Source organism: Neoaquamicrobium sediminum, assembly GCF_040970315.1.
GTDB classification, from domain to species: Bacteria; Pseudomonadota; Alphaproteobacteria; order Rhizobiales; family Rhizobiaceae; genus Aerobium; species Aerobium sediminum.
On record NZ_JAZHFV010000005.1, the window covers coordinates 201,851 to 220,000 of the forward strand.

Annotated in this window: 18 protein-coding genes (1 of these 18 running past the window's edge); 11 read left to right on the forward strand and 7 right to left on the reverse strand. The window is 64.4% G+C overall.

From position 1 onward, the window contains the following. The first annotated feature begins 89 nt into the window (after positions 1 to 89). The 5 genes from ptsP (at position 90) to clpB (ending at position 8,093) form a co-directional block, all read left to right on the forward strand. Complete coding sequence (ptsP, locus tag V1479_RS16195) at positions 90 to 2,360, forward strand: phosphoenolpyruvate--protein phosphotransferase (protein WP_368803824.1); 2,271 nt, start codon at positions 90 to 92, stop codon at positions 2,358 to 2,360. Between the two features lie 11 nt (positions 2,361 to 2,371). Beyond that, a complete protein-coding gene (prfA, locus tag V1479_RS16200; protein ID WP_368803826.1) occupies positions 2,372 to 3,448 on the forward strand; it encodes a peptide chain release factor 1 in 1,077 nt (358 codons plus the stop codon). Positions 3,449 to 3,453: 5 nt separating this feature from the next. Beyond that, the gene (gene prmC, locus V1479_RS16205; RefSeq protein WP_368803827.1) at positions 3,454 to 4,308 is read left to right on the forward strand and encodes a peptide chain release factor N(5)-glutamine methyltransferase; all 855 of its coding nucleotides are present in this window, start codon (positions 3,454 to 3,456) and stop codon (positions 4,306 to 4,308) included. Positions 4,309 to 4,612: 304 nt separating this feature from the next. After that, the gene (locus V1479_RS16210) at positions 4,613 to 5,266 is read left to right on the forward strand and encodes a DUF4167 domain-containing protein (protein ID WP_368803828.1); all 654 of its coding nucleotides are present in this window, start codon (positions 4,613 to 4,615) and stop codon (positions 5,264 to 5,266) included. A 220-nt stretch (positions 5,267 to 5,486) separates the two neighbouring features. Then, positions 5,487 to 8,093: an ATP-dependent chaperone ClpB gene (gene clpB / locus V1479_RS16215; protein WP_368803829.1), complete on the forward strand. Its 2,607-nt coding sequence runs from the start codon at positions 5,487 to 5,489 to the stop codon at positions 8,091 to 8,093. A gap of 91 nt (positions 8,094 to 8,184) precedes the next feature. On the opposite strand, the gene V1479_RS16220 is transcribed toward clpB, so the two are convergent. Next, positions 8,185 to 9,099 (reverse strand): LysR family transcriptional regulator, encoded by a 915-nt coding sequence (locus V1479_RS16220; RefSeq protein WP_368803830.1) that lies wholly within the window; start codon positions 9,097 to 9,099, stop codon positions 8,185 to 8,187. A gap of 105 nt (positions 9,100 to 9,204) precedes the next feature. On the opposite strand from V1479_RS16220, the gene V1479_RS16225 reads away from it, so the two are divergent. Beyond that, the gene (locus V1479_RS16225; RefSeq protein ID WP_368803831.1) at positions 9,205 to 9,819 is read left to right on the forward strand and encodes a nitroreductase family protein; all 615 of its coding nucleotides are present in this window, start codon (positions 9,205 to 9,207) and stop codon (positions 9,817 to 9,819) included. After that, positions 9,816 to 10,703 (forward strand): EamA family transporter, encoded by an 888-nt coding sequence (locus tag V1479_RS16230; protein ID WP_173189665.1) that lies wholly within the window; start codon positions 9,816 to 9,818, stop codon positions 10,701 to 10,703. The genes V1479_RS16225 and V1479_RS16230 overlap by 4 nt, the downstream gene beginning before the upstream one ends. A 62-nt stretch (positions 10,704 to 10,765) precedes the next feature. Here the strand turns inward: V1479_RS16230 and V1479_RS16235 are convergent, their stop codons facing one another. The 5 genes from V1479_RS16235 to V1479_RS16255 form a co-directional block, all read right to left on the reverse strand. After that, complete coding sequence (locus V1479_RS16235) at positions 10,766 to 10,957, reverse strand: hypothetical protein (RefSeq protein WP_173189667.1); 192 nt, start codon at positions 10,955 to 10,957, stop codon at positions 10,766 to 10,768. A gap of 43 nt (positions 10,958 to 11,000) precedes the next feature. After that, positions 11,001 to 11,279 (reverse strand): cell division topological specificity factor MinE, encoded by a 279-nt coding sequence (gene minE, locus V1479_RS16240; RefSeq protein ID WP_173189669.1) that lies wholly within the window; start codon positions 11,277 to 11,279, stop codon positions 11,001 to 11,003. Beyond that, positions 11,276 to 12,091, reverse strand: coding sequence for a septum site-determining protein MinD (minD, locus tag V1479_RS16245; protein ID WP_368803832.1), 816 nt, complete (start codon positions 12,089 to 12,091; stop codon positions 11,276 to 11,278). Before minD ends, minE begins: the two co-directional genes overlap by 4 nt. Before the next feature lie 34 nt (positions 12,092 to 12,125). Then, positions 12,126 to 12,860: a septum site-determining protein MinC gene (gene minC, locus V1479_RS16250; RefSeq protein WP_368803833.1), complete on the reverse strand. Its 735-nt coding sequence runs from the start codon at positions 12,858 to 12,860 to the stop codon at positions 12,126 to 12,128. A 124-nt stretch (positions 12,861 to 12,984) separates the two neighbouring features. Then, positions 12,985 to 13,962 carry a nucleoside recognition domain-containing protein gene (locus V1479_RS16255; RefSeq protein ID WP_368803834.1) on the reverse strand — a complete coding sequence of 326 codons (978 nt, stop codon included), beginning with the start codon at positions 13,960 to 13,962 and terminating at the stop codon, positions 12,985 to 12,987. A gap of 117 nt (positions 13,963 to 14,079) precedes the next feature. On the opposite strand from V1479_RS16255, the gene V1479_RS16260 reads away from it, so the two are divergent. From V1479_RS16260 to V1479_RS16275, 4 genes are all read left to right on the forward strand, one after another. Then, positions 14,080 to 14,532 (forward strand): Lrp/AsnC family transcriptional regulator, encoded by a 453-nt coding sequence (locus tag V1479_RS16260; RefSeq protein ID WP_173189675.1) that lies wholly within the window; start codon positions 14,080 to 14,082, stop codon positions 14,530 to 14,532. Positions 14,533 to 14,546: 14 nt separating this feature from the next. Then, entirely contained in the window at positions 14,547 to 14,906 is a 360-nt protein-coding gene (locus V1479_RS16265) for an MmcQ/YjbR family DNA-binding protein (protein WP_368803835.1), read from the forward strand. A 12-nt stretch (positions 14,907 to 14,918) separates the two neighbouring features. Then, the gene (locus tag V1479_RS16270) at positions 14,919 to 16,445 is read left to right on the forward strand and encodes a L,D-transpeptidase (protein ID WP_438620604.1); all 1,527 of its coding nucleotides are present in this window, start codon (positions 14,919 to 14,921) and stop codon (positions 16,443 to 16,445) included. Between the two features lie 73 nt (positions 16,446 to 16,518). Then, the gene (locus V1479_RS16275; protein ID WP_368803837.1) at positions 16,519 to 18,069 is read left to right on the forward strand and encodes an MFS transporter; all 1,551 of its coding nucleotides are present in this window, start codon (positions 16,519 to 16,521) and stop codon (positions 18,067 to 18,069) included. A 20-nt stretch (positions 18,070 to 18,089) separates the two neighbouring features. Here the strand turns inward: V1479_RS16275 and V1479_RS16280 are convergent, their stop codons facing one another. Then, on the reverse strand, positions 18,090 to 18,150 hold the 3' end of the coding sequence (locus tag V1479_RS16280; protein WP_368803839.1) for a M23 family metallopeptidase. 1,901 nt of this gene lie beyond the right edge of the window; only the last 61 of its 1,962 coding nucleotides appear in the window; its start codon lies beyond the right edge, outside the window — the gene reads right to left on this strand; the stop codon is at positions 18,090 to 18,092.

Consider the following 18,150-nt stretch of genomic DNA (forward strand, 5'->3'; position numbering starts at 1 on the left):
CACCCCGGCACCGCGTGTCGGGACGGCGGCCCCTGGCGGGGCAGGCGCCGTCTTCGCGGAGTCGGTCCGGCGTTGGAGAGAGAAGCCCGATGCGTGACACGGCCGCAGGCCCACGCCTATTGCTGAGACGGCTTCGCGAGCTCATGGCGGAAGCTCTCGAGCCGCAGGCCAGGCTTGACCGCATCGTGCACCACATCGCCCAGAACATGGTCGCCGAGGTCTGCTCTCTTTACGTGCTGCGGGCCGATTCGGTTCTCGAGCTGTACGCCACCGAGGGCCTAAATCCGGGATCGGTTCACCTGGCGCAGCTTCGCCTTGGGCAGGGCCTCGTTGGCACCATTGCCGCGAGCGCGCGGCCGCTCAACCTGCCGGAAGCACAGAAGCATCCAGCCTTTGCCTATCTGCCGGAGACCGGGGAGGAGATCTACAACTCCTTCCTTGGCGTGCCGGTTCTGCGCGCCGGCCGCACGCTCGGCGTGCTGGTGGTACAGAACCGGACGATGCGCCAGTACCGCGAGGACGAGGTCGAGGCGCTGGAAACCACCGCCATGGTGATCGCCGAGATGATCGCCACCGGCGACCTGTCGCGGCTGACCCGGCCAGGCCTCGAACTCGACCTGTCGCGGCCGGTCACCATCAACGGCATGTCCTTCAACGAAGGGGTCGGCCTCGGCCACGTCGTGCTGCACGAACCGCGCATCGTCGTCACCAACCTCTTCAACGAGGATAGCGACGAGGAACTGCGGCGTCTGGAGACCGCGCTCGGTTCGCTTCGTCTTTCCATCGACGACATGTTGTCGCGCCGCGAGGTGGCTTTCGAGGGCGAGCACCGGGAGGTGCTGGAAGCCTATCGCATGTTCGCCAACGATCGCGGCTGGGTGCGCCGGCTGGAAGAGGCGATCCGCAACGGCCTGACGGCGGAAGCCGCGGTCGAGAAGGTGCAGAGCGACATGCGCGCGCGCATGCTGCACATGACCGATCCCTATCTGCGCGAGCGGATGAGCGACTTCGACGATCTCGCGAACCGCCTGCTGCGCATGCTGCTGGGCCACGGCCCGGAGGCGATGGCCAACGCGCTGCCGCGCGATGCGATCGTGGTGGCACGCACCATGGGAGCAGCCGAACTGCTCGACTATCCGCGCGAGAAGCTGCGTGGCCTGGTGCTTGAGGACGGAGCGGTCACCAGCCATGTCGTCATCGTTGCCCGTGCCATGGGTATTCCCGTCACCGGCCAGATGAAGGGCGCCGTCTCCATGTCGGAGAACGGCGACGCGATCATCGTGGATGGCGATGACGGTGTCATCCATCTGCGGCCACAGTCCGACGTCGAGGCGGCCTATGCGGAGAAGGTCAGGTTCCGCGCCCGCCGGCAGGAGCTCTACCGCGAACTGCGCGGCAAGCCTTCCGTGACGAAGGACGGTGTGCAGATCGACCTGATGATGAATGCAGGCCTTGCCGTCGACCTGCCGCAACTGTTGGATTCAGGCGCGGCCGGCATCGGCCTGTTCCGCACAGAACTGCAGTTCATGGTGGCCTCCACCTTCCCGCGCGCCGAGGCGCAGGAGCGGCTCTATCGCGATGTTCTGGAGGCAGCGGACGGCAAGCCGGTGACTTTCCGCACCATCGACATCGGTGGCGACAAGGTGCTGCCCTATTTCAAGGGCGTTGGCCAGGAGGAGAACCCTGCGCTCGGATGGCGCGCGGTGCGCCTGACGCTGGACCGTCCAGGGCTGCTGCGTACCCAGATGCGCGCGCTGCTGAAAGCTGCCGGCGGACGCGAGCTGCGCGTGATGCTGCCGATGGTGACCGAGATTTCCGAGATCAGGCAGGCGCGGGAGATCATCGACAGGGAAGTGCGGCACCTGTCGCGCTTCGCGCATCATCTGCCCACCAAGCTCAAGCTCGGCGCGATGATCGAGGTGCCATCGCTGATGTGGCAGCTCGACGAGCTGATGAGCGTCGTCGATTTCGTCTCGGTCGGCTCCAACGACCTGTTCCAGTTCGTCACGGCCACCGACCGTGGCAACACCCAGCTTGCCGGCAGGTTCGAGCCGATTTCGGTTCCGTTCCTGCGCCTGTTGCGCCAGATCGCCGAAGCCGGCAACAGGACCGGTACGTCTGTTACGCTGTGCGGCGAGCTTGCCGGTCGGCCGATCTCGGCGATGGCGCTGCTCGGGGCCGGCTACCGTTCCATCTCCATGTCTCCGGCGGCGATCGGTCCGGTGAAGGCGATGCTGATCGAACTGCCGCTCGAGCGCCTCACCCGACTGATGAACGAGACGCTCGAAGCTCATTCCAGCGAGGCGGACGTGCGCGCCATGCTGCACGCCTTCGCGGCCGAGCACGACATTCCTCTTTGACGAGTACCCACATGATCGAACTGCCGCGCGACCGGATGGACCAGGTCCTGAAACGCTTTGAAATGCTCGAAGCGCAGATGGCCGCCGGGCCGGATCCGGACGCCTATGTGAAGATGGCGTCGGAATATTCCGATCTGGAGGAGATGGCGCAAAAGATCAGGGCGCTGCGCGCGGCGGAAGCCGAATTTGCCGATCTCGAGGCGATGCTGTCAGACAAGTCCACCGATGCCGAGATGCGCGAACTCGCCGAAGCCGAGCAGCCCGAGATCGAGGCGCGGATCGAGGCGCTGCAAAAGGACATCCAGATCCTGCTGCTGCCGAAGGACGCGGCAGACGAAAGAAGCGCGATCCTGGAAATCCGCGCCGGCACGGGCGGCGACGAGGCGGCGCTGTTTGCCGGCGATCTCTACCGCATGTACGAGCGCTACGCCGCTTCGCGCGGCTGGCGGTTCGAGCTGGTTTCGGCGAGCGAGGGCGAGGTGGGTGGCTTCAAGGAAGCGATCGCCACCGTTTCGGGCAAGGGCGTGTTCGCGCACCTGAAGTTCGAATCCGGCGTTCATCGTGTGCAGCGCGTACCGGAAACCGAAGGCGGCGGGCGCATCCATACATCGGCAGCGACGGTCGCGGTGCTGCCGGAGGCCGAGGACGTCGACATCGACATTCGCAACGAGGACATCCGCATCGATACGATGCGTGCCTCGGGCGCTGGCGGCCAGCACGTCAACACCACCGATTCGGCCGTGCGCATCACCCATATCCCGACCGGCATCATGGTGGTCTCGGCGGAGAAGTCTCAGCACCAGAACCGGGCGCGCGCCATGCAGATCCTGCGGGCGCGGCTCTACGACATGGAGCGCGAGAAGGCTGCTGGCGAACGGTCCGAGGCGCGCCGGCTCCAGGTCGGCTCGGGCGACCGCTCGGAGCGTATCCGCACCTACAATTTCCCGCAGGGCCGCGTCACCGACCACCGTATCAACCTGACGCTCTACAAGCTGGACCGGGTGATGGAGGGCGAGCTCGACGAAATCGTCGACGCGCTGATCGCCGACCACCAGTCTCGGCTGCTTTCGGAGATGGGGCAGGATTGACCGGCATGACGACGCTCGGTCCGCTGCTGCGGCATGTCCGGACGTCCCTGGAGCAGGCCGGCAAGCCCGAGGCAGCGCTAGACGCCCGCGTGCTGGTCGAGCATTTCACCGGCACCAGCCGGACAGATGCGATCACCGATCCCCAGCGGCCCGTGTCCGAGGAACACGCCGAAGCCGTGCTGGCGGCACTCGCGCGGCGGATCTGTGGCGAGCCGGTTCACCGCATCATCGGCGCGCGCGAATTCTACGGCATGCGGCTGACGCTTTCTCCGGGCACGCTGGAGCCGCGCCCGGATACCGAAGCGCTGGTCGATCTCATCCTGCCCTTCGTGCGAGCCGCCGCAGACCGCCACGGGACTTGTCACATACTCGACCTCGGCACCGGAACCGGTGCGATCGCGCTGGCGCTGCTGTCTCAGGAGCCTCGCGCGCAGGCGGTCGGCGCGGATATTTCCGACGATGCGCTTGCAACCGCCGCAATCAATGCCGATATGACCGGCAACACCGGACGTTTCCAGGCGGTGCGCTCGCACTGGTACAGCGAGATCGAGGGGCGGTTTCACATCATCGTCTCAAATCCGCCTTACATAACGTCCAAGGATGTATTGTCGTTGGAGCGCGAGGTGCGGGACCATGATCCGCTTGCCGCGCTCGATGGAGGGCCGGATGGCCTGGCGGCATATCGCGTGATCGCCGCGGGCGCGGCTCAATATCTGGAAGAGAGCGGCATTGCCGCTGTCGAGATCGGGCATGACCAGAGCGACGCGGTTAGCGGAATTTTCGCGGCTGCGGGCTTCCGTTCGGCGGGCCGGGCGCAAGACCTCGGCGGTGTGGTGCGAGCCCTTGCGTTCAGCCGTTAGAGCCGGACTGGCGCAGTGCAGAAAACGCTTGGCAAGGATGGATATTGCGGATAGTTTCCGGCTACCGGATGAGACGAAGCAGGCAGTGCTGTTATCGATTCGGTTCCCAGGGAACAAGCTGCCTTCTTGCGTAAACGACGCCTCAAGCTTCGTGCGGGGATCGTCCGGCAACTGACATGGATCGGGACAGGGATCGACGTGGCGGCGGCGCGAACCTAGCGGCTGATCGCCAACACCAAACCTGAAGACGGCGGCTCCGTCCGCGTCTCCGGAACGGACAGCATTCTCAACAGAAGAGAGAAGAATGAGGCCACAGCAGAACAGGCGCATGCGCGGACGCGGCGGGAACGGCAACAATCCCAACCGTAAAGGTCCCAATCCGCTGACCCGCAGCTATGAAAGCAACGGGCCGGACGTCAAGATCAGGGGCTCCGCGCAGCAGATCGCCGAGAAGTACACCACGCTGGCGCGTGACGCGCAGAGCGCAGGTGACCGGGTGATGGCGGAAAACTATCTGCAGCACGCCGAGCACTACAACCGCATCATCATGGCTGCGCAGGAAAACATGCCGCAGCAGCAGGTGCGCAACCAGCGCGACGAGGATGACGAGGACGAGGAGGGCAACGGCTCTTCCGCCAACGAGCAACCCACGCAGCAGCATCAGAACAACCACCAGCAGAATCATAACCAGAACCAGAACCGCAACAACGGTTCCGGCCCGCAGCCAGTGATCGACGGCGTGCCGGCCGAGGTCGCGTTGAATCAGAGCGGTGGTTCGCAGGCTCCCGCCGAAGCCGCGCCGGAAGGCGAGACCAAGGCCGAAGAAGCACCGGCCGAAGCCGCGCCGCGCAAGCCGCGCCGGCCGCGCCGCCCCCGCGTGAAAGCCGGCGAAGAAGCCGCGCCTGATGGTGACCAGCCTTCGGGCAGCGACGAACCGGTCACTGAAGCCGCGCAGTAGGCGCGTTCCGATGACGAATTATGAGACGGCGGGCTTGTCCCGCCGTTTTTCGTTTGCGACCCCGCGTTACGATCTTGAGGTTATGGGAAAACATACCCATATCCGCCAAAGCTGGACCTGCCGTACCGGTCTTTTGACTTTGGTCATTGTCCCTGGGGGTCCGTCACCTGAATACTGACCCGGTGCCGCGAAGCGGGCCGGCGAGGGAATGGAGACGCTTATGAACATCGAGAAATACTCCGAGCGCGTTCGGGGCTTCATCCAGTCTGCCCAGACGATGGCCCTTTCGCGCAACCACCAGCAGTTTACGCCCGAGCACATTCTCAAGGTCCTCATCGATGATGAGGAAGGCCTGGCAGCCTCGCTGATCGAGAGCGCCGGCGGGCGCCCCCGCGACGCCAGGCTCGGCGTCGATGCCGCGCTGGAAGCGATGCCGAAGGTCGAGGGCGGCAACGGCCAGCTCTACCTTGCGCAGCCGCTTGCCAAGGTGTTTTCCACCGCCGAGGAGCTTGCCAAGAAGGCAGGTGACAGCTTCGTCACGGTCGAGCGCCTGCTTCAGGCTCTGGCGATGGAAAAATCCGCCAAGACCTCCGACATTCTCGCCAAGGCCGGCGTGACGCCGACCGCGCTCAACCAGGCGATCAATGATGTCCGCAAGGGTCGCACGGCCGATTCGGCGTCCGCCGAGCAGGCTTATGACGCATTGAAGAAATATGCGCGCGACCTGACGGCCGACGCGCGCGCCGGCAAGCTCGACCCGGTCATCGGCCGTGACGACGAAATCCGCCGTACGATCCAGGTTCTGTCGCGGCGCACCAAGAACAACCCGGTTCTCATCGGCGAGCCCGGCGTCGGCAAGACGGCGATCGCCGAAGGCCTCGCGCTGCGCATCGTCAATGGCGACGTCCCCGAATCGCTGAAGGACAAGCAGTTGATGGCGCTCGACATGGGCGCGCTGATTGCAGGCGCTAAATATCGCGGCGAGTTCGAGGAGCGGCTTAAGGCCGTCCTCAACGAAGTCACGGCAGCCAACGGCAATATCATCCTGTTCATCGACGAGATGCACACGCTGGTCGGCGCCGGCAAGGCCGACGGCGCGATGGACGCCTCCAACCTGCTCAAGCCGGCGCTGGCGCGTGGCGAGCTGCACTGCGTCGGGGCGACCACGCTCGACGAGTACCGCAAGCATGTCGAGAAGGACGCTGCGCTCGCGCGCCGCTTCCAGCCGGTCTTCGTGGACGAGCCGACGGTCGAGGACACGGTGTCGATCCTGCGCGGGCTGAAAGAGAAGTATGAGCAGCACCACAAGGTGCGCGTATCCGATTCCGCGCTGGTCTCGGCGGCGACCCTCTCCAACCGCTACATCACCGACCGCTTCCTGCCCGACAAGGCTATCGACCTCGTCGACGAAGCGGCCTCGCGGCTGCGCATGCAGGTCGATTCGAAGCCGGAAGAGCTCGACGAACTCGATCGCCGCATCATGCAGCTCAAGATCGAACGCGAGGCGCTGAAGGTCGAGAAGGACGAGGCGTCGAAGGACCGGCTTGTCCGCCTTGAGAAGGAACTCACCGACATCGAGGAGCAGTCGACCTCGCTGACGGCGAAGTGGCAGGCTGAGAAGGAAAAGCTCGGTCTGGCGGCCGACCTCAAGAAGCAGCTCGACGAAGCGCGCAACGAACTGGCGAGCGCCCAGCGCAAGGGCGAGTTCGCCAAGGCGGGCGAGCTTGCCTATGGCCGCATCCCCGACCTCGAGAAGAAGCTGGTGGAAGCCGAATCGGCCGAGGCGCAGGGTTCGATGGTCGAGGAGACCGTCACGCCTGCGCATATCGCGCATATCGTGTCGCGCTGGACCGGCATTCCGGTCGACAAGATGCTCGAGGGCGAGCGCGAGAAGCTGCTGCGCATGGAAGACGAGCTCGCAAAGCGCGTCGTCGGCCAGGGCGAGGCCGTTCAGGCCGTGTCGAAAGCTGTGCGCCGGGCCCGCGCAGGCCTGCAGGACCCCAACCGGCCGATCGGCTCGTTCATGTTCCTCGGGCCCACCGGCGTTGGCAAGACAGAGCTCACCAAGGCGCTCGCGAACTTCCTGTTCGACGATGAGAGCGCGATGGTTCGCATCGACATGTCGGAGTTCATGGAGAAGCACTCGGTCGCCCGGCTGATCGGCGCGCCTCCCGGCTATGTCGGCTACGAGGAGGGCGGTGCGCTGACCGAAGCCGTGCGCCGCAGGCCCTATCAGGTCGTGCTGTTCGACGAGGTCGAGAAGGCGCACCCGGATGTCTTCAACGTGCTCCTGCAGGTGCTCGATGACGGTCGCCTGACCGACGGTCAGGGCCGCACGGTCGACTTCCGCAACACGCTGATCATCATGACGTCGAATCTCGGCGCCGATTTCCTGGTCTCGCTGGGCGAGAACGAGGACGTCGACAAGGTCCGCGACGAGGTCATGGGTGTGGTGCGGGCGTCGTTCCGGCCCGAGTTCCTCAACCGCGTGGACGAGGTGATCCTGTTCCACCGGTTGCGCAGGCAGGACATGGGGCAGATCGTGGCGATCCAGCTCAAGCGGCTGGAGGCGCTGCTGGCCGATCGCAAGATCGAGCTCGACCTCGACGCAGACGCGATCGAGTGGCTTGCCAACAAGGGTTACGACCCTGCCTACGGCGCCCGCCCGCTCAAGCGCGTGATCCAGAAGGAGCTTCAGGACCCGCTTGCAGAGAAGATCCTGCTGGGCGAGATCCTCGACGGCTCGACGGTCAAGATCACATCCGGTTCTGACCGGCTCAACTTTCGTGCCAAGCCGCGCGTGGTGGAAGACGCCGAGGCGGCGTAGGCGAGGTCAACTCTAAACCAAGAAGGGCCGGTCATCAGACCGGCCCTTTTCTCGTCTGGGCTTCACAATTGTAGGCCGGATCTGCTGCACATCACCGATCGGTTGTTGTCTTGCGTGGTTCAGCGTTGAACTCCTCTACGAGGAAATCGAGAAACACGCGGATCTTCGGGGCGATGTGCTGTCGTGACGGGTAGATGGCGTAGAGCGTGGTCTTTACAGTCTTCCAATCATCCAGCACCGTTTGCAGCCGGCCGGCCGCAATATCCGCCTCGACATAGGGGCGGGGTATCAGGCTCAGGCCGAAGCTGGCCCGTAGCGCGTCGCGCACGGCTAGGCTCGACGTCACTGAATAGCGGCTTTCGACGGAAACGCGCTCCGTCTTTCCGTTTCTGGTGAATTCCCACACATCGGCGTGGCCGGAGAGACTGAACCGGATGCAGTTATGCGCGCGCAGATCGGCTGGCGTGGCCGGCACTCCGCGCTCGGCGAAATAGGAAGGTGCAGCGCAGACGACATGGGGCATGACACCGAGCTTTCGCGCGATCAGGCTCGAATCCTCGAGATTGTCGCTGCCGCGAATCGCCATGTCGAACCCGTCCCGGATGAGGTCGACCCGCCTGTCATCCAGGTGCAGGTCGAGTTTCAGGTCGGGATAGCGCGAGAGGAAGGCGGGGACGGCAGTTGACAGCCGGGTCAGCGTCACCGTCATCGGCGCGCTTACCCGCAGCGTGCCGCCCGGTTCCGACTTGATCGGACAAAGCGCCCGGTCGGCTTCGGCCAACGCCTCGAGGGCGCGCTCGACATGTTCGAGGTAAATCCTGCCTTCCTCGGTAAGCGCCATACGGCGCGTCGTGCGGTTGATGAGCCGCGCACCGAAATGCGCTTCGAGTTCGGCAATGTTCTTGCTGACTGCGGGCGCAGACAGGCCAAGGCTCCTGCCTGCCTGCGAGAAACTGTTCAGTTCCGCCACCTGACGGAACACCTGCATAGCTGTGAGCCGGTCCATCCAATATTTTCCTGAAAGTAAATTATATGTTGCAATTTACGATTATTATCATTCCTTGGTGAATTGAATAGGTGTGGTGCCAGCAACCCATTGCCTGGAGATACCATGACCCATCCGACAATCACCCTGATCGAGAAGCGCGTATCGGCAAATCTCTTCGACGACACCCACACGCTCTCGGACCGGGAAATCGAAGAACTCATTCGGCTCGCGACGCGCGCGCCATCCGCCTACAACCTGCAGAACTGGCGCTTCATCGCCGTGCGGACGCCTGAGAGCAAGGCGCGGCTGCGCGCGCTGGCATATGGCCAGGCCAAGGTGGAGCAGGCCGCGGTGACCTTCATCGTCTGCGGCACGCTGCCGGACCATGCGGCGGTGCCCGTCCGTCTGCGTCCCTTCGTGGAGGCCGGTTTCATGCCGTCCGACATGGTATCGGGCTGGCTGGAAGGCGCGCGCGGCCAGTATGCCGATCCGCAGATGGCGCGCGACGAGGCGGTGCGCTCGGCAACGCTGGGTGCCGCCACGCTGATCTATGCGGCCGAAGCGCTAGACCTCGCCTCGGGTCCGATGGTCGGCTTCGATGCCGGCGGCGTTGCGCGCGCCTTCGGCCTTGCGGCCGATGAGGTTCCGGTCATGCTGGTCGCCGTGGGGCGTGCAGCGCCCGGCAACTGGCCGCAGAAGCCGCGGCGCCCGCTCATCGACGTTCTGGAAATCTCATGAAAACGCCCGGCTCCGACCTGCTTTTCACCGCGGTCACCCCGATCGTCTGGGGCAGTACCTATATCGTTACCTCGCAGTTTCTGCCGGAATTCTCGCCGATGACGGTGGCGATGCTGCGCGCTCTGCCGGCCGGACTGTTGCTGCTTCTCATCGTGCGCCAACTGCCGGAAGGCATCTGGTGGGCGCGTGCCTTTCTGCTCGGTGCGCTCAACATCTCGTTGTTTCTCAGCCTGCTTTTCGTTGCAGCCTACAGGTTGCCGGGCGGCGTCGCCGCGACGGTCCTGTCCGTGCAGCCGCTGATCGTCATCTTCGTTGCAAGGCTGCTGCTCGGCAGTCCGATCCGCGCGCTGGCGGTTCTGGCGGCAGGCGCCGGTGTGGCCGGTGTGGCTCTGCTCGTGCTGTCGCCCGGTGCCGCGCTCGATCCGCTGGGCGTCGCTGCGGGGCTGGCCGGTGGCCTCTCCATGGCGTTCGGCACGGTGCTCAGCCGCAAATGGCAGCCGCCGGTTTCGCCGCTCGCGTTCACTGGCTGGCAGTTGACGGCCGGCGGCCTGCTGTTGGTTCCCGTGGTTCTGGCCTTCGAGCCGCCGATGCCCTTGCTAACGCCCACCAACCTGCTGGCGCTTGGCTGGCTCGGGCTGATCGGCGCAGCGCTGACCTATGTGCTGTGGTTCCGCGGGATTGCCCGACTACCGTCGGCTGTCGTGTCGTCGCTGCTGTTCCTCAGCCCGCTGACGGCCGTGGTGCTCGGATGGTTGTTCCTGGGACAGGCGCTAAGCGTGCCGCAGATGGCCGGCTTCGTCCTCGTCATCGGCAGCATCTGGCTAGTCCAGCGTGCCGAAGGCATCACGCCGCCGTCGTCACGCATTGCGGAAAAGGCTGCATGAAGCCGGCACCTGAAAAGACGAAGCCCCCGCGCATGGCGGGGGCCTTTCCGTGGGCTTAGGCTTCAGGCTCTGCCGGCGATGCCGGTGTTGCCGGCGAGGCGCGAGGTCGCGCCGGCCGCCTGTTCGCAGAGTTCGAGATGCTTCGCCAGGGCCTCGTTCGACAGCACCGCGCTGATCGTGGTGATGTCGCGCCCCTGATACCTAGGCATCTGCTGGACTTCCTTCAGTCTTTCGAGAAGTGCTAGCCGGGTCATGATGGCCCTCCTTTGCTGATGTGACAGGGGTTGCGGCGGCCGGTCAGGCCGCCTTCTTGCGTGTGCCCTTGCCTGCCTCGAACGGTATCTCGATGTCGACGGCAAGGGTGGAGACCTGGGCGCCGCGCTCCATCTTCACGCTGACCTTCTCGTCGTCGATCTTCATGTGCTTGGAGATCACGGCGAGGATTTCGTCGCGCAGCTTGTTGACGAGGTCGGAGCCGCCGGTGGATGCGCGCTCGTGGGCGAGCAGCACCTGCAGGCGCTCGCGCGCGGCCGGCGCCGATTCCGGTGAACGGGAAAAGAAACGAAGCAGGTTCATGCCGCCTTCCTTCCGAAGATCTTGCCGAAGAAGCCCCGCTTCTCGCCCGGAACGGTAATCGGCAGCGCATCACCCTTGAGCCTGCGTGCTGCCTCGAAATAGGCCCGCGCCGGCGCGCTGGCGCCGTCTGCGAGGGTGACCGGCGAGCCGAGGTTGGAGGCGCGCAGCACGTCCATGCTCTCCGGCACGATGCCCAGCAGCGGGATCGACAGGATTTCGAGGACGTCGTCGACCTTGAGCATGTCGCCGCGCTCTGCGCGCGCCGGCTCGTAGCGGGTCAGAAGCAGGTGCTTTTCCATGCGCTCGCCCTTTTCCGCCTTCACGGTCTTGGAATCGAGCAGGCCGATGATGCGATCCGAATCGCGCACCGAGGAGACTTCCGGATTGGTCACGACGATGGCGATGTCGGCATGGCGCATGGCCAGCGTCGCGCCGCTCTCGATGCCGGCGGGGCTGTCGCAGATCACCCAGTCGAAGGCGGTCTTCAGCGCCGCGATGACCTTCTCGACACCCTCGGGCGTCAGGTTGTCCTTGTCGCGCGTCTGGGAGGCCGGCAGCAGGTAGAGCGTTTCGACACGCTTGTCGCGGATCAGCGCCTGGGTTAGCTTAGCCTCCCCCTGGATCACGTTGACGAGGTCGTAGACCACACGCCGCTCGGCGCCCATGACGAGATCGAGATTGCGCAGGCCCACATCGAAGTCCACGACCACGACCTTGTCGCCGTTCTGCGCAAGCGCGGCGCCTAGCGCGGCGGTGGAGGTCGTCTTGCCGACGCCGCCCTTGCCCGATGTGACCACGATTACCTTGCCCATTGACCTCTCCTGTTCTTCTGGGACGCGCCCCGGCTCAGCCGAGAATTCCGGTATTGACCTTTTCGCCGTCGAGCCAGATCTGCACGGCCCGCCCGCGCAGGTCCGGCTCCATGTCCTCGGCCGTCTTGTAAAAGCCGTCGATGGCGATCAGCTCGGCTTCGAGCTTGCTGCAGAAAATACGCGCCGCGCCGTCACCGCGGGTGCCTGCCATCGCGCGTCCGCGCAGCGTGCCATAGACGTGGATCGAACCGCCGGCGACGACTTCCGCGCCGGATGCGACCGAGCCCACGATCGTCACGTCGCCTTCGGGAAAGAAGATCGACTGGCCAGAACGGACCGGCTCGGTCACCACGATCGACGGCACGACGTTTCCGCTCAATGGCTGGACGGGCGCCGCTTCCAGCGGAGCCGCAGCTTCCTCAACCTCGTCGCCGTCCGGTTCCTCGAAGTCCGAGGCAGGCCGACCGTCGGTCATGGCAGGCGGCATGTCCGATCCGAGCATGGACGGGCGCGCGCCCTCGATGCCCATGATGCGCACGTTGCGCTTGCCGAGTTCCTCGATCAGCTCGCGCAGCTCAGCCCGGTTCGTGTCGAGCCCGTCGACGTCGAGCACCACGGGCCGGCGCAGGAAGAAACCGGCGGAGCGGGCAGCGAGATCGTCGAGCCGCGCGAGCCAGTCCTCGAAGGGCAACTCCGGGGTCAGCGCGAGGGCAAGGAAGGACCGCCCCTTGAGGCGGATGGGCCTGGGTTGAGTTAACACGTTGGTCATCTTGGTAAATTTTCGGTTGACCCGATCTACCGAAAAAATGGTTAACAAGTGGTAAACGCGACCGCTCTCAGTGGGGAGCGGCGGAAAATGTGATCGGCTGTAATATGGCCATTTCGCCGCGTGATTACCGACCTTCTGGAATCGTCTTCGTCGCCCGGAATGCCCACGTAAAGAAGGTCTCGTCGGAAAGGCTTCTGAGAAGGGCGGCAATCAGGGCTGTTGCCGCCACCGCGAAAGCCAGCCTGCCGAACAGAACACTGCTCATGTCCGCGCCGAGCGCCATTACGACCAGCGTGTCCTCGATGATGCTGTGGGCAAACCCCATGAAAACGCAGGACAGAAAGACCTGGCGCGGCGATACCGCGCCTGATCGCGCCTCGCGAATCAACAGACCGCCGCCATAGGAAATTCCGAGGAACAGGCCGACCGCGGTGAAGTGCCCGGCTTCCTCACGTATGCCGGCAAGCCGAAGCAGGGGCGCGAGCGCCTTCATCATGAGTTTCAGGATGCCGGTGGCGCGCAGAATCTCCAGGCCCCACGACAGGACCAGCAGGATGACGAGCATGGTGATCATCATCTCGAGCAGGCCGACGAAGAAGCCGGGCCAATCCTGTGCTGCGCTCATCGGGATCAGGGTTGGATTCACCGGTGCCGAAAGCCAGCCGGTGGCTGCAAACAGACGATGAAGGATGAATGCGTAGAGCACTCCGCCCGCGATGCGGAGCAGGGTGGTCGCGATCATGCCGGGGCCGGCCTTCTGGATGATCTTCTGCTCGATCGGTAGACCATGCGCGAACAGGAGCAGTGCGGAGAAGATGGTCACATCCGCCACGCTCAACGACGACACCGGGACGAGCGTGAAGACCAGCGGAATGGCGCCCCATATGCCGACCAGCATCCCGCTGAGCCATGCCAGTCCCAATTCGGGCGGCAACCCCACGACGGCCATCACCGGAGCGAATGCCGGGGCGACGGCTTCGACCACACCTATACGCGACAGGATTTCTGCGGCGATCGTGATCGGAACCATGATCCGCGCGAGCACCCAATAGATTTCGAGCGTTTCCCGGGTTTTGCGCAGAGCGGTCGTGAGGACGGGCATTCGTGAGCTCCTGTGATGTTGCCCGCAACTGCTAGCGGAATTGGTTTCGCATTTGTGGTCAAAGATTGCGGTAGTGTGCAATTTTATTGCATTCTGGCTTCTTAAGGGATGCCGCGCATGGACCGGATCGACAAAAAGCTTCTGAACCTTCTGCAACGTGACGCCTCGAGGACAAATGTGGATATGGCCGAAGAGGTCGGCCTGTCCCCGTCCAGTTGCCTGCGCAGGCTTCGGCGGCTTCGCAAGACGGGCGTCATCGACCGCATCGTGGCCATCCTGAACCCCGCCCGGGCCGGCCGCGTGCTAAAGGCTCTGGTCACGGTCGAGCTCAAGCTTCATGGCGAGCAGCACATGCGCCGCTTTCTCGACCTGGCGACGGCCGAGGAAGCCGTCTCGCAGGCCTATGCGGTGACAGGCGAGACAGATGTCGTGCTTATGCTGCGCCTGCGCGACATGGACGAGTACGACGCGCTTTGCGACCGGCTCTTCCGCGACAGGACCAACGTGGCCCGCTTCTTCACCATGGTGGTGATCCGCACCGCCAAGGACGAGACGGCTATTCAACTCTAGAGGCGGCTTGGATCATGACCCTCGACGACTACAACGAATTCTGTGGTTCACTGCCGCACACCACGCATGTGGTGCAGTGGGGTGGCGCCCATGTCTGGAAGGTCGCCGGGAAGGTCTTTGCGATTGCCGGCTGGAGCGACGGCGGTACGCTCGGCGTAACCTTCAAGGTTTCGGAGGTGGGGTTCGACATCTTGCGCGAGCAGCCCGGTTTGCGGCCGGCACCTTATCTTGCCTCGCGCGGCATGACATGGATCCAGTGCGTTGGCGACGAATCGATGGACGATGCGGCCCTTGCTGATTATCTGCGCGAGAGCCACAGGCTGATCGCGTCGAAGTTGTCGCTGAAGCAGCGGCGAATGCTCGGTTTCGACTGATTATCGGTCCCGATGTGCCATGCGATCGCCATCTTCATGTCCCGTTCATGTCGCATCGTCGAAGGATATAAGCCTGATTGCGGGTATGCGGGACAAAAGGGAATGAACGGCAGACTTCTTTCATTGGCAGCGGTGATGGTTCTTGGGCTATCGGCGGAAGCGGCGGCGCAGGCCCGCGAAGTCGAGATCTTTTACGATCGCTACGGCCGCGAGGTGATGCTGGATCCTTATACCGGCGAGGTGCTCGGCGTGCGTGAGCCACGGGATTCGCTCCCTCGCTACGAGGACGAGCCAGTCTATCGACCGCGTTATGAGGACGAGCCGGTCTATCGGCCGCGTTATGACGATTATCCGCGACGCGATCCCTATGATGCGCGCGCGCGCCGCGAGGAGCGGATGCGGGAGCTGGGCCGCGAGCCTTTCCCTTCGGTGGACCCGCTGCCCGAATATCGCGACTACCGTGCTCTGCCCGCGCCGGACGATGGCGACAGTGAATTCGCGCGCGAGCAACCGGGCTACGGCCAACCCCGGCCCGGCGTACCCGAGCGCGAGCAGGTTGAGCGTGCCCCGCTCGACCGGTCGCCATCGATTGTCACCGTTCCCGATTCGCAGCAGCCGGGCACGACCATCGAAGGACCGCCGCAACAGGGAACGATTCCCGACGTGACGGAGCAGCCCGAGATCGCGCGTTCAGGCGCCAAGGAAGAGATCGCCAAGATTCAGGTGCTTCTCGACCGGGTCGGGGCGTCGCCCGGCGTGATCGACGGCCGCATCGGCGACAACGTCAACAAGGCGATCGCCGCCTATCGCGAGCTGACGGGAGAAACGCTTCGCACTTACGATGTCGATTATGTCGAAGCGCAGCTTCAGGCGACCGGCGGCGATGCTTTCACCACCTATGAGATCACGTCGGTTGACGTGGCCGGCCCGTTCGTCGCGTCGATCCCAACCGACTACGCCGAGAAGGCGCAGATGGAACGTATGGGTTTCGTCTCGGTGGCCGAGATGCTGGCCGAGCGTTTCCACATGGACGAGAAATATCTGCGTGCGCTCAATCCCGGTGTCGCGTTCGACCGGCCCGGCACGATCATCAAGGTCGTCAACACCGGCAAGCTTCGCACTGGCACGGTCACGCGCATCATCGCCGACAAGGGCAAACGTCAGGTGCGGGCCTATGGCGAGGATGGCAGCCTGATCGCCATCTATCCCTCGACGATCGGCTCCGCAGCGACGCCGTCGCCCACGGGCACGCATTCGGTGGAGCGGATCGCGACCGATCCCGAATATACCTACAATCCCAAGATCAACTTCCAGCAGGGCAACAACACGAGCGTGCTGAGGATTCCGCCCGGGCCGAACGGGCCGGTGGGCACGATCTGGATCGCGCTGTCGAAGCCGACCTATGGGATCCATGGCACGCCGGACCCTTCCAAGATCGGCAAGACCGGATCGAACGGCTGCATCCGCCTGACCAACTGGGACGCGCAGGAACTGGCGAAGATGGTCAAGGTCGGCGCGAGCGTCGAATTCGTGGAGTAGGTCAGTCGCGGGTGCCGTGTTTGGCGTCGCCCGATAGATTGTCGAGCCCAGCCGATTGGATTAGCAATGGGCAATGCAGTCACCCTGCGAAGCCGGAAGCGAGCCCGCCCCACAATCCGTTCCGCACACCAACGGAACGTTTTGCCCGCAGTCGCGCCGGCGGTATGTGCTTATCTCGGCTATCCTTGCTTCTGCACTGGGTTTCATCGACGGTTCCGTCGTCTCCATCGCCCTGCCGGCTATCCGCGCCGATCTCAGCGCCTCGCTTGTCGATGCGCAGTGGATTTCCAACGCTTATGCGCTGACGCTATCTGCCCTGATTCTCGTCGGGGGCGCCGCCGGTGACCGGTTCGGCATGCGTCGCGCATTCATCGCCGGCATCAGCTTCTTCATCGCGACGTCGCTGCTGTGCGCCTTCGCGCCCAACGCACCGTTTCTGATCGGCGCGCGGGCGTTGCAAGGCGTCGGAGCGGCGCTGATGGTGCCGGGTAGCCTCGCCATTATCGCCAAGGCCTATCCGAAGGCGGAACGCGGCCGCGCAATCGGCATCTGGGCTGCAGCCTCGGCGCTGACGACCGCGCTTGGACCGGTGGTCGGGGGCATGGTCCTTTCGGCGTTCGACGATTCGGTCTGGCGCGCGATCTTCGCGGTGAACCTGCCGTTGGGCGGGCTGGCCATCTTTCTGTTGATCGCAAAGGTCCCAGACGATTCGCCGACCGAAAAGCGCAAGCTCGACATTGGCGGCGCCGCGCTGGCGACCGTGGCGCTCGGCAGTCTCGCTTATGGACTGACCTCCGGAGCAAGCGGAGCCGGTCCGGTTGCGTTCATCGCAGCGGGCCTTTTCGCTCTGGCGGTCTTCCTGTGGTGGGAGGCGAGGGCGGAGGCGCCGATGATGAAGCTTTCGCTGTTTTCCATTGCCGCTTTTTCCGGCGCCAACGCCGCCACTTTCTGCCTGTATTTCGCCCTGTCGGGGATCCTGTTTTTCCTGCCGATGCTGCTGATTGCGGGGTGGGGCGTCGACGAGGCGCAGACCGGTTTCATCTTCCTGCCGCTCTCCGCAGCGATTGCGCTGCTTTCAGGCTTCGTCGGCAGGCTGGCCGACCGGATCGGCCCGCGCGTGCCCATTGCCGGCGGCAGCCTTGTCGTGGCGCTAGCGTTTGCCGGCCTTGCCTTGCTGGTCGGTTCGGGCATCCGACACTTCTGGACCGGGGTCTTTCCATTGATGGTTTTGATGGGGCTTGGCATGGCTCTGGTTGTCTCGCCGCTGTCGAGCGCGGTGATGACCGCGGTTGAAGACGACGATACCGGCGCTGCTTCCGGCATCAACAATGCGGTCTCGCGGATCGCAGGCCTGGTGGCCGTCGCGGTACTGGGCGTCGTCGTTGCGGGACGGTATGCGGCGGTGCTCGGCGGAACGCCGGATATGCCGGGCTTCGGCGAGCCGGGCAACCTGCCTGGCGATGCCGAGGCGTTGAGGATTGCCGCAAGCGATGCGGCATTAGCGGCGGTCGCATGGGTTACGGCGGCCCTCAGCCTTGCGGCGGCGTTGATCGCTTGGGCGACGACGCCGGGAGCGGGCGACACGGCGCCGGCCAACGATATTCATGAAAAGGTTGCGGGGTAAGGCCCAGAACGGCGTGGCTGTCAGCCGCCGTTGTTGTCTGCGCTCGCCATCTTCAGCGCCGGCGTTTCCTGCTCCTTGAGC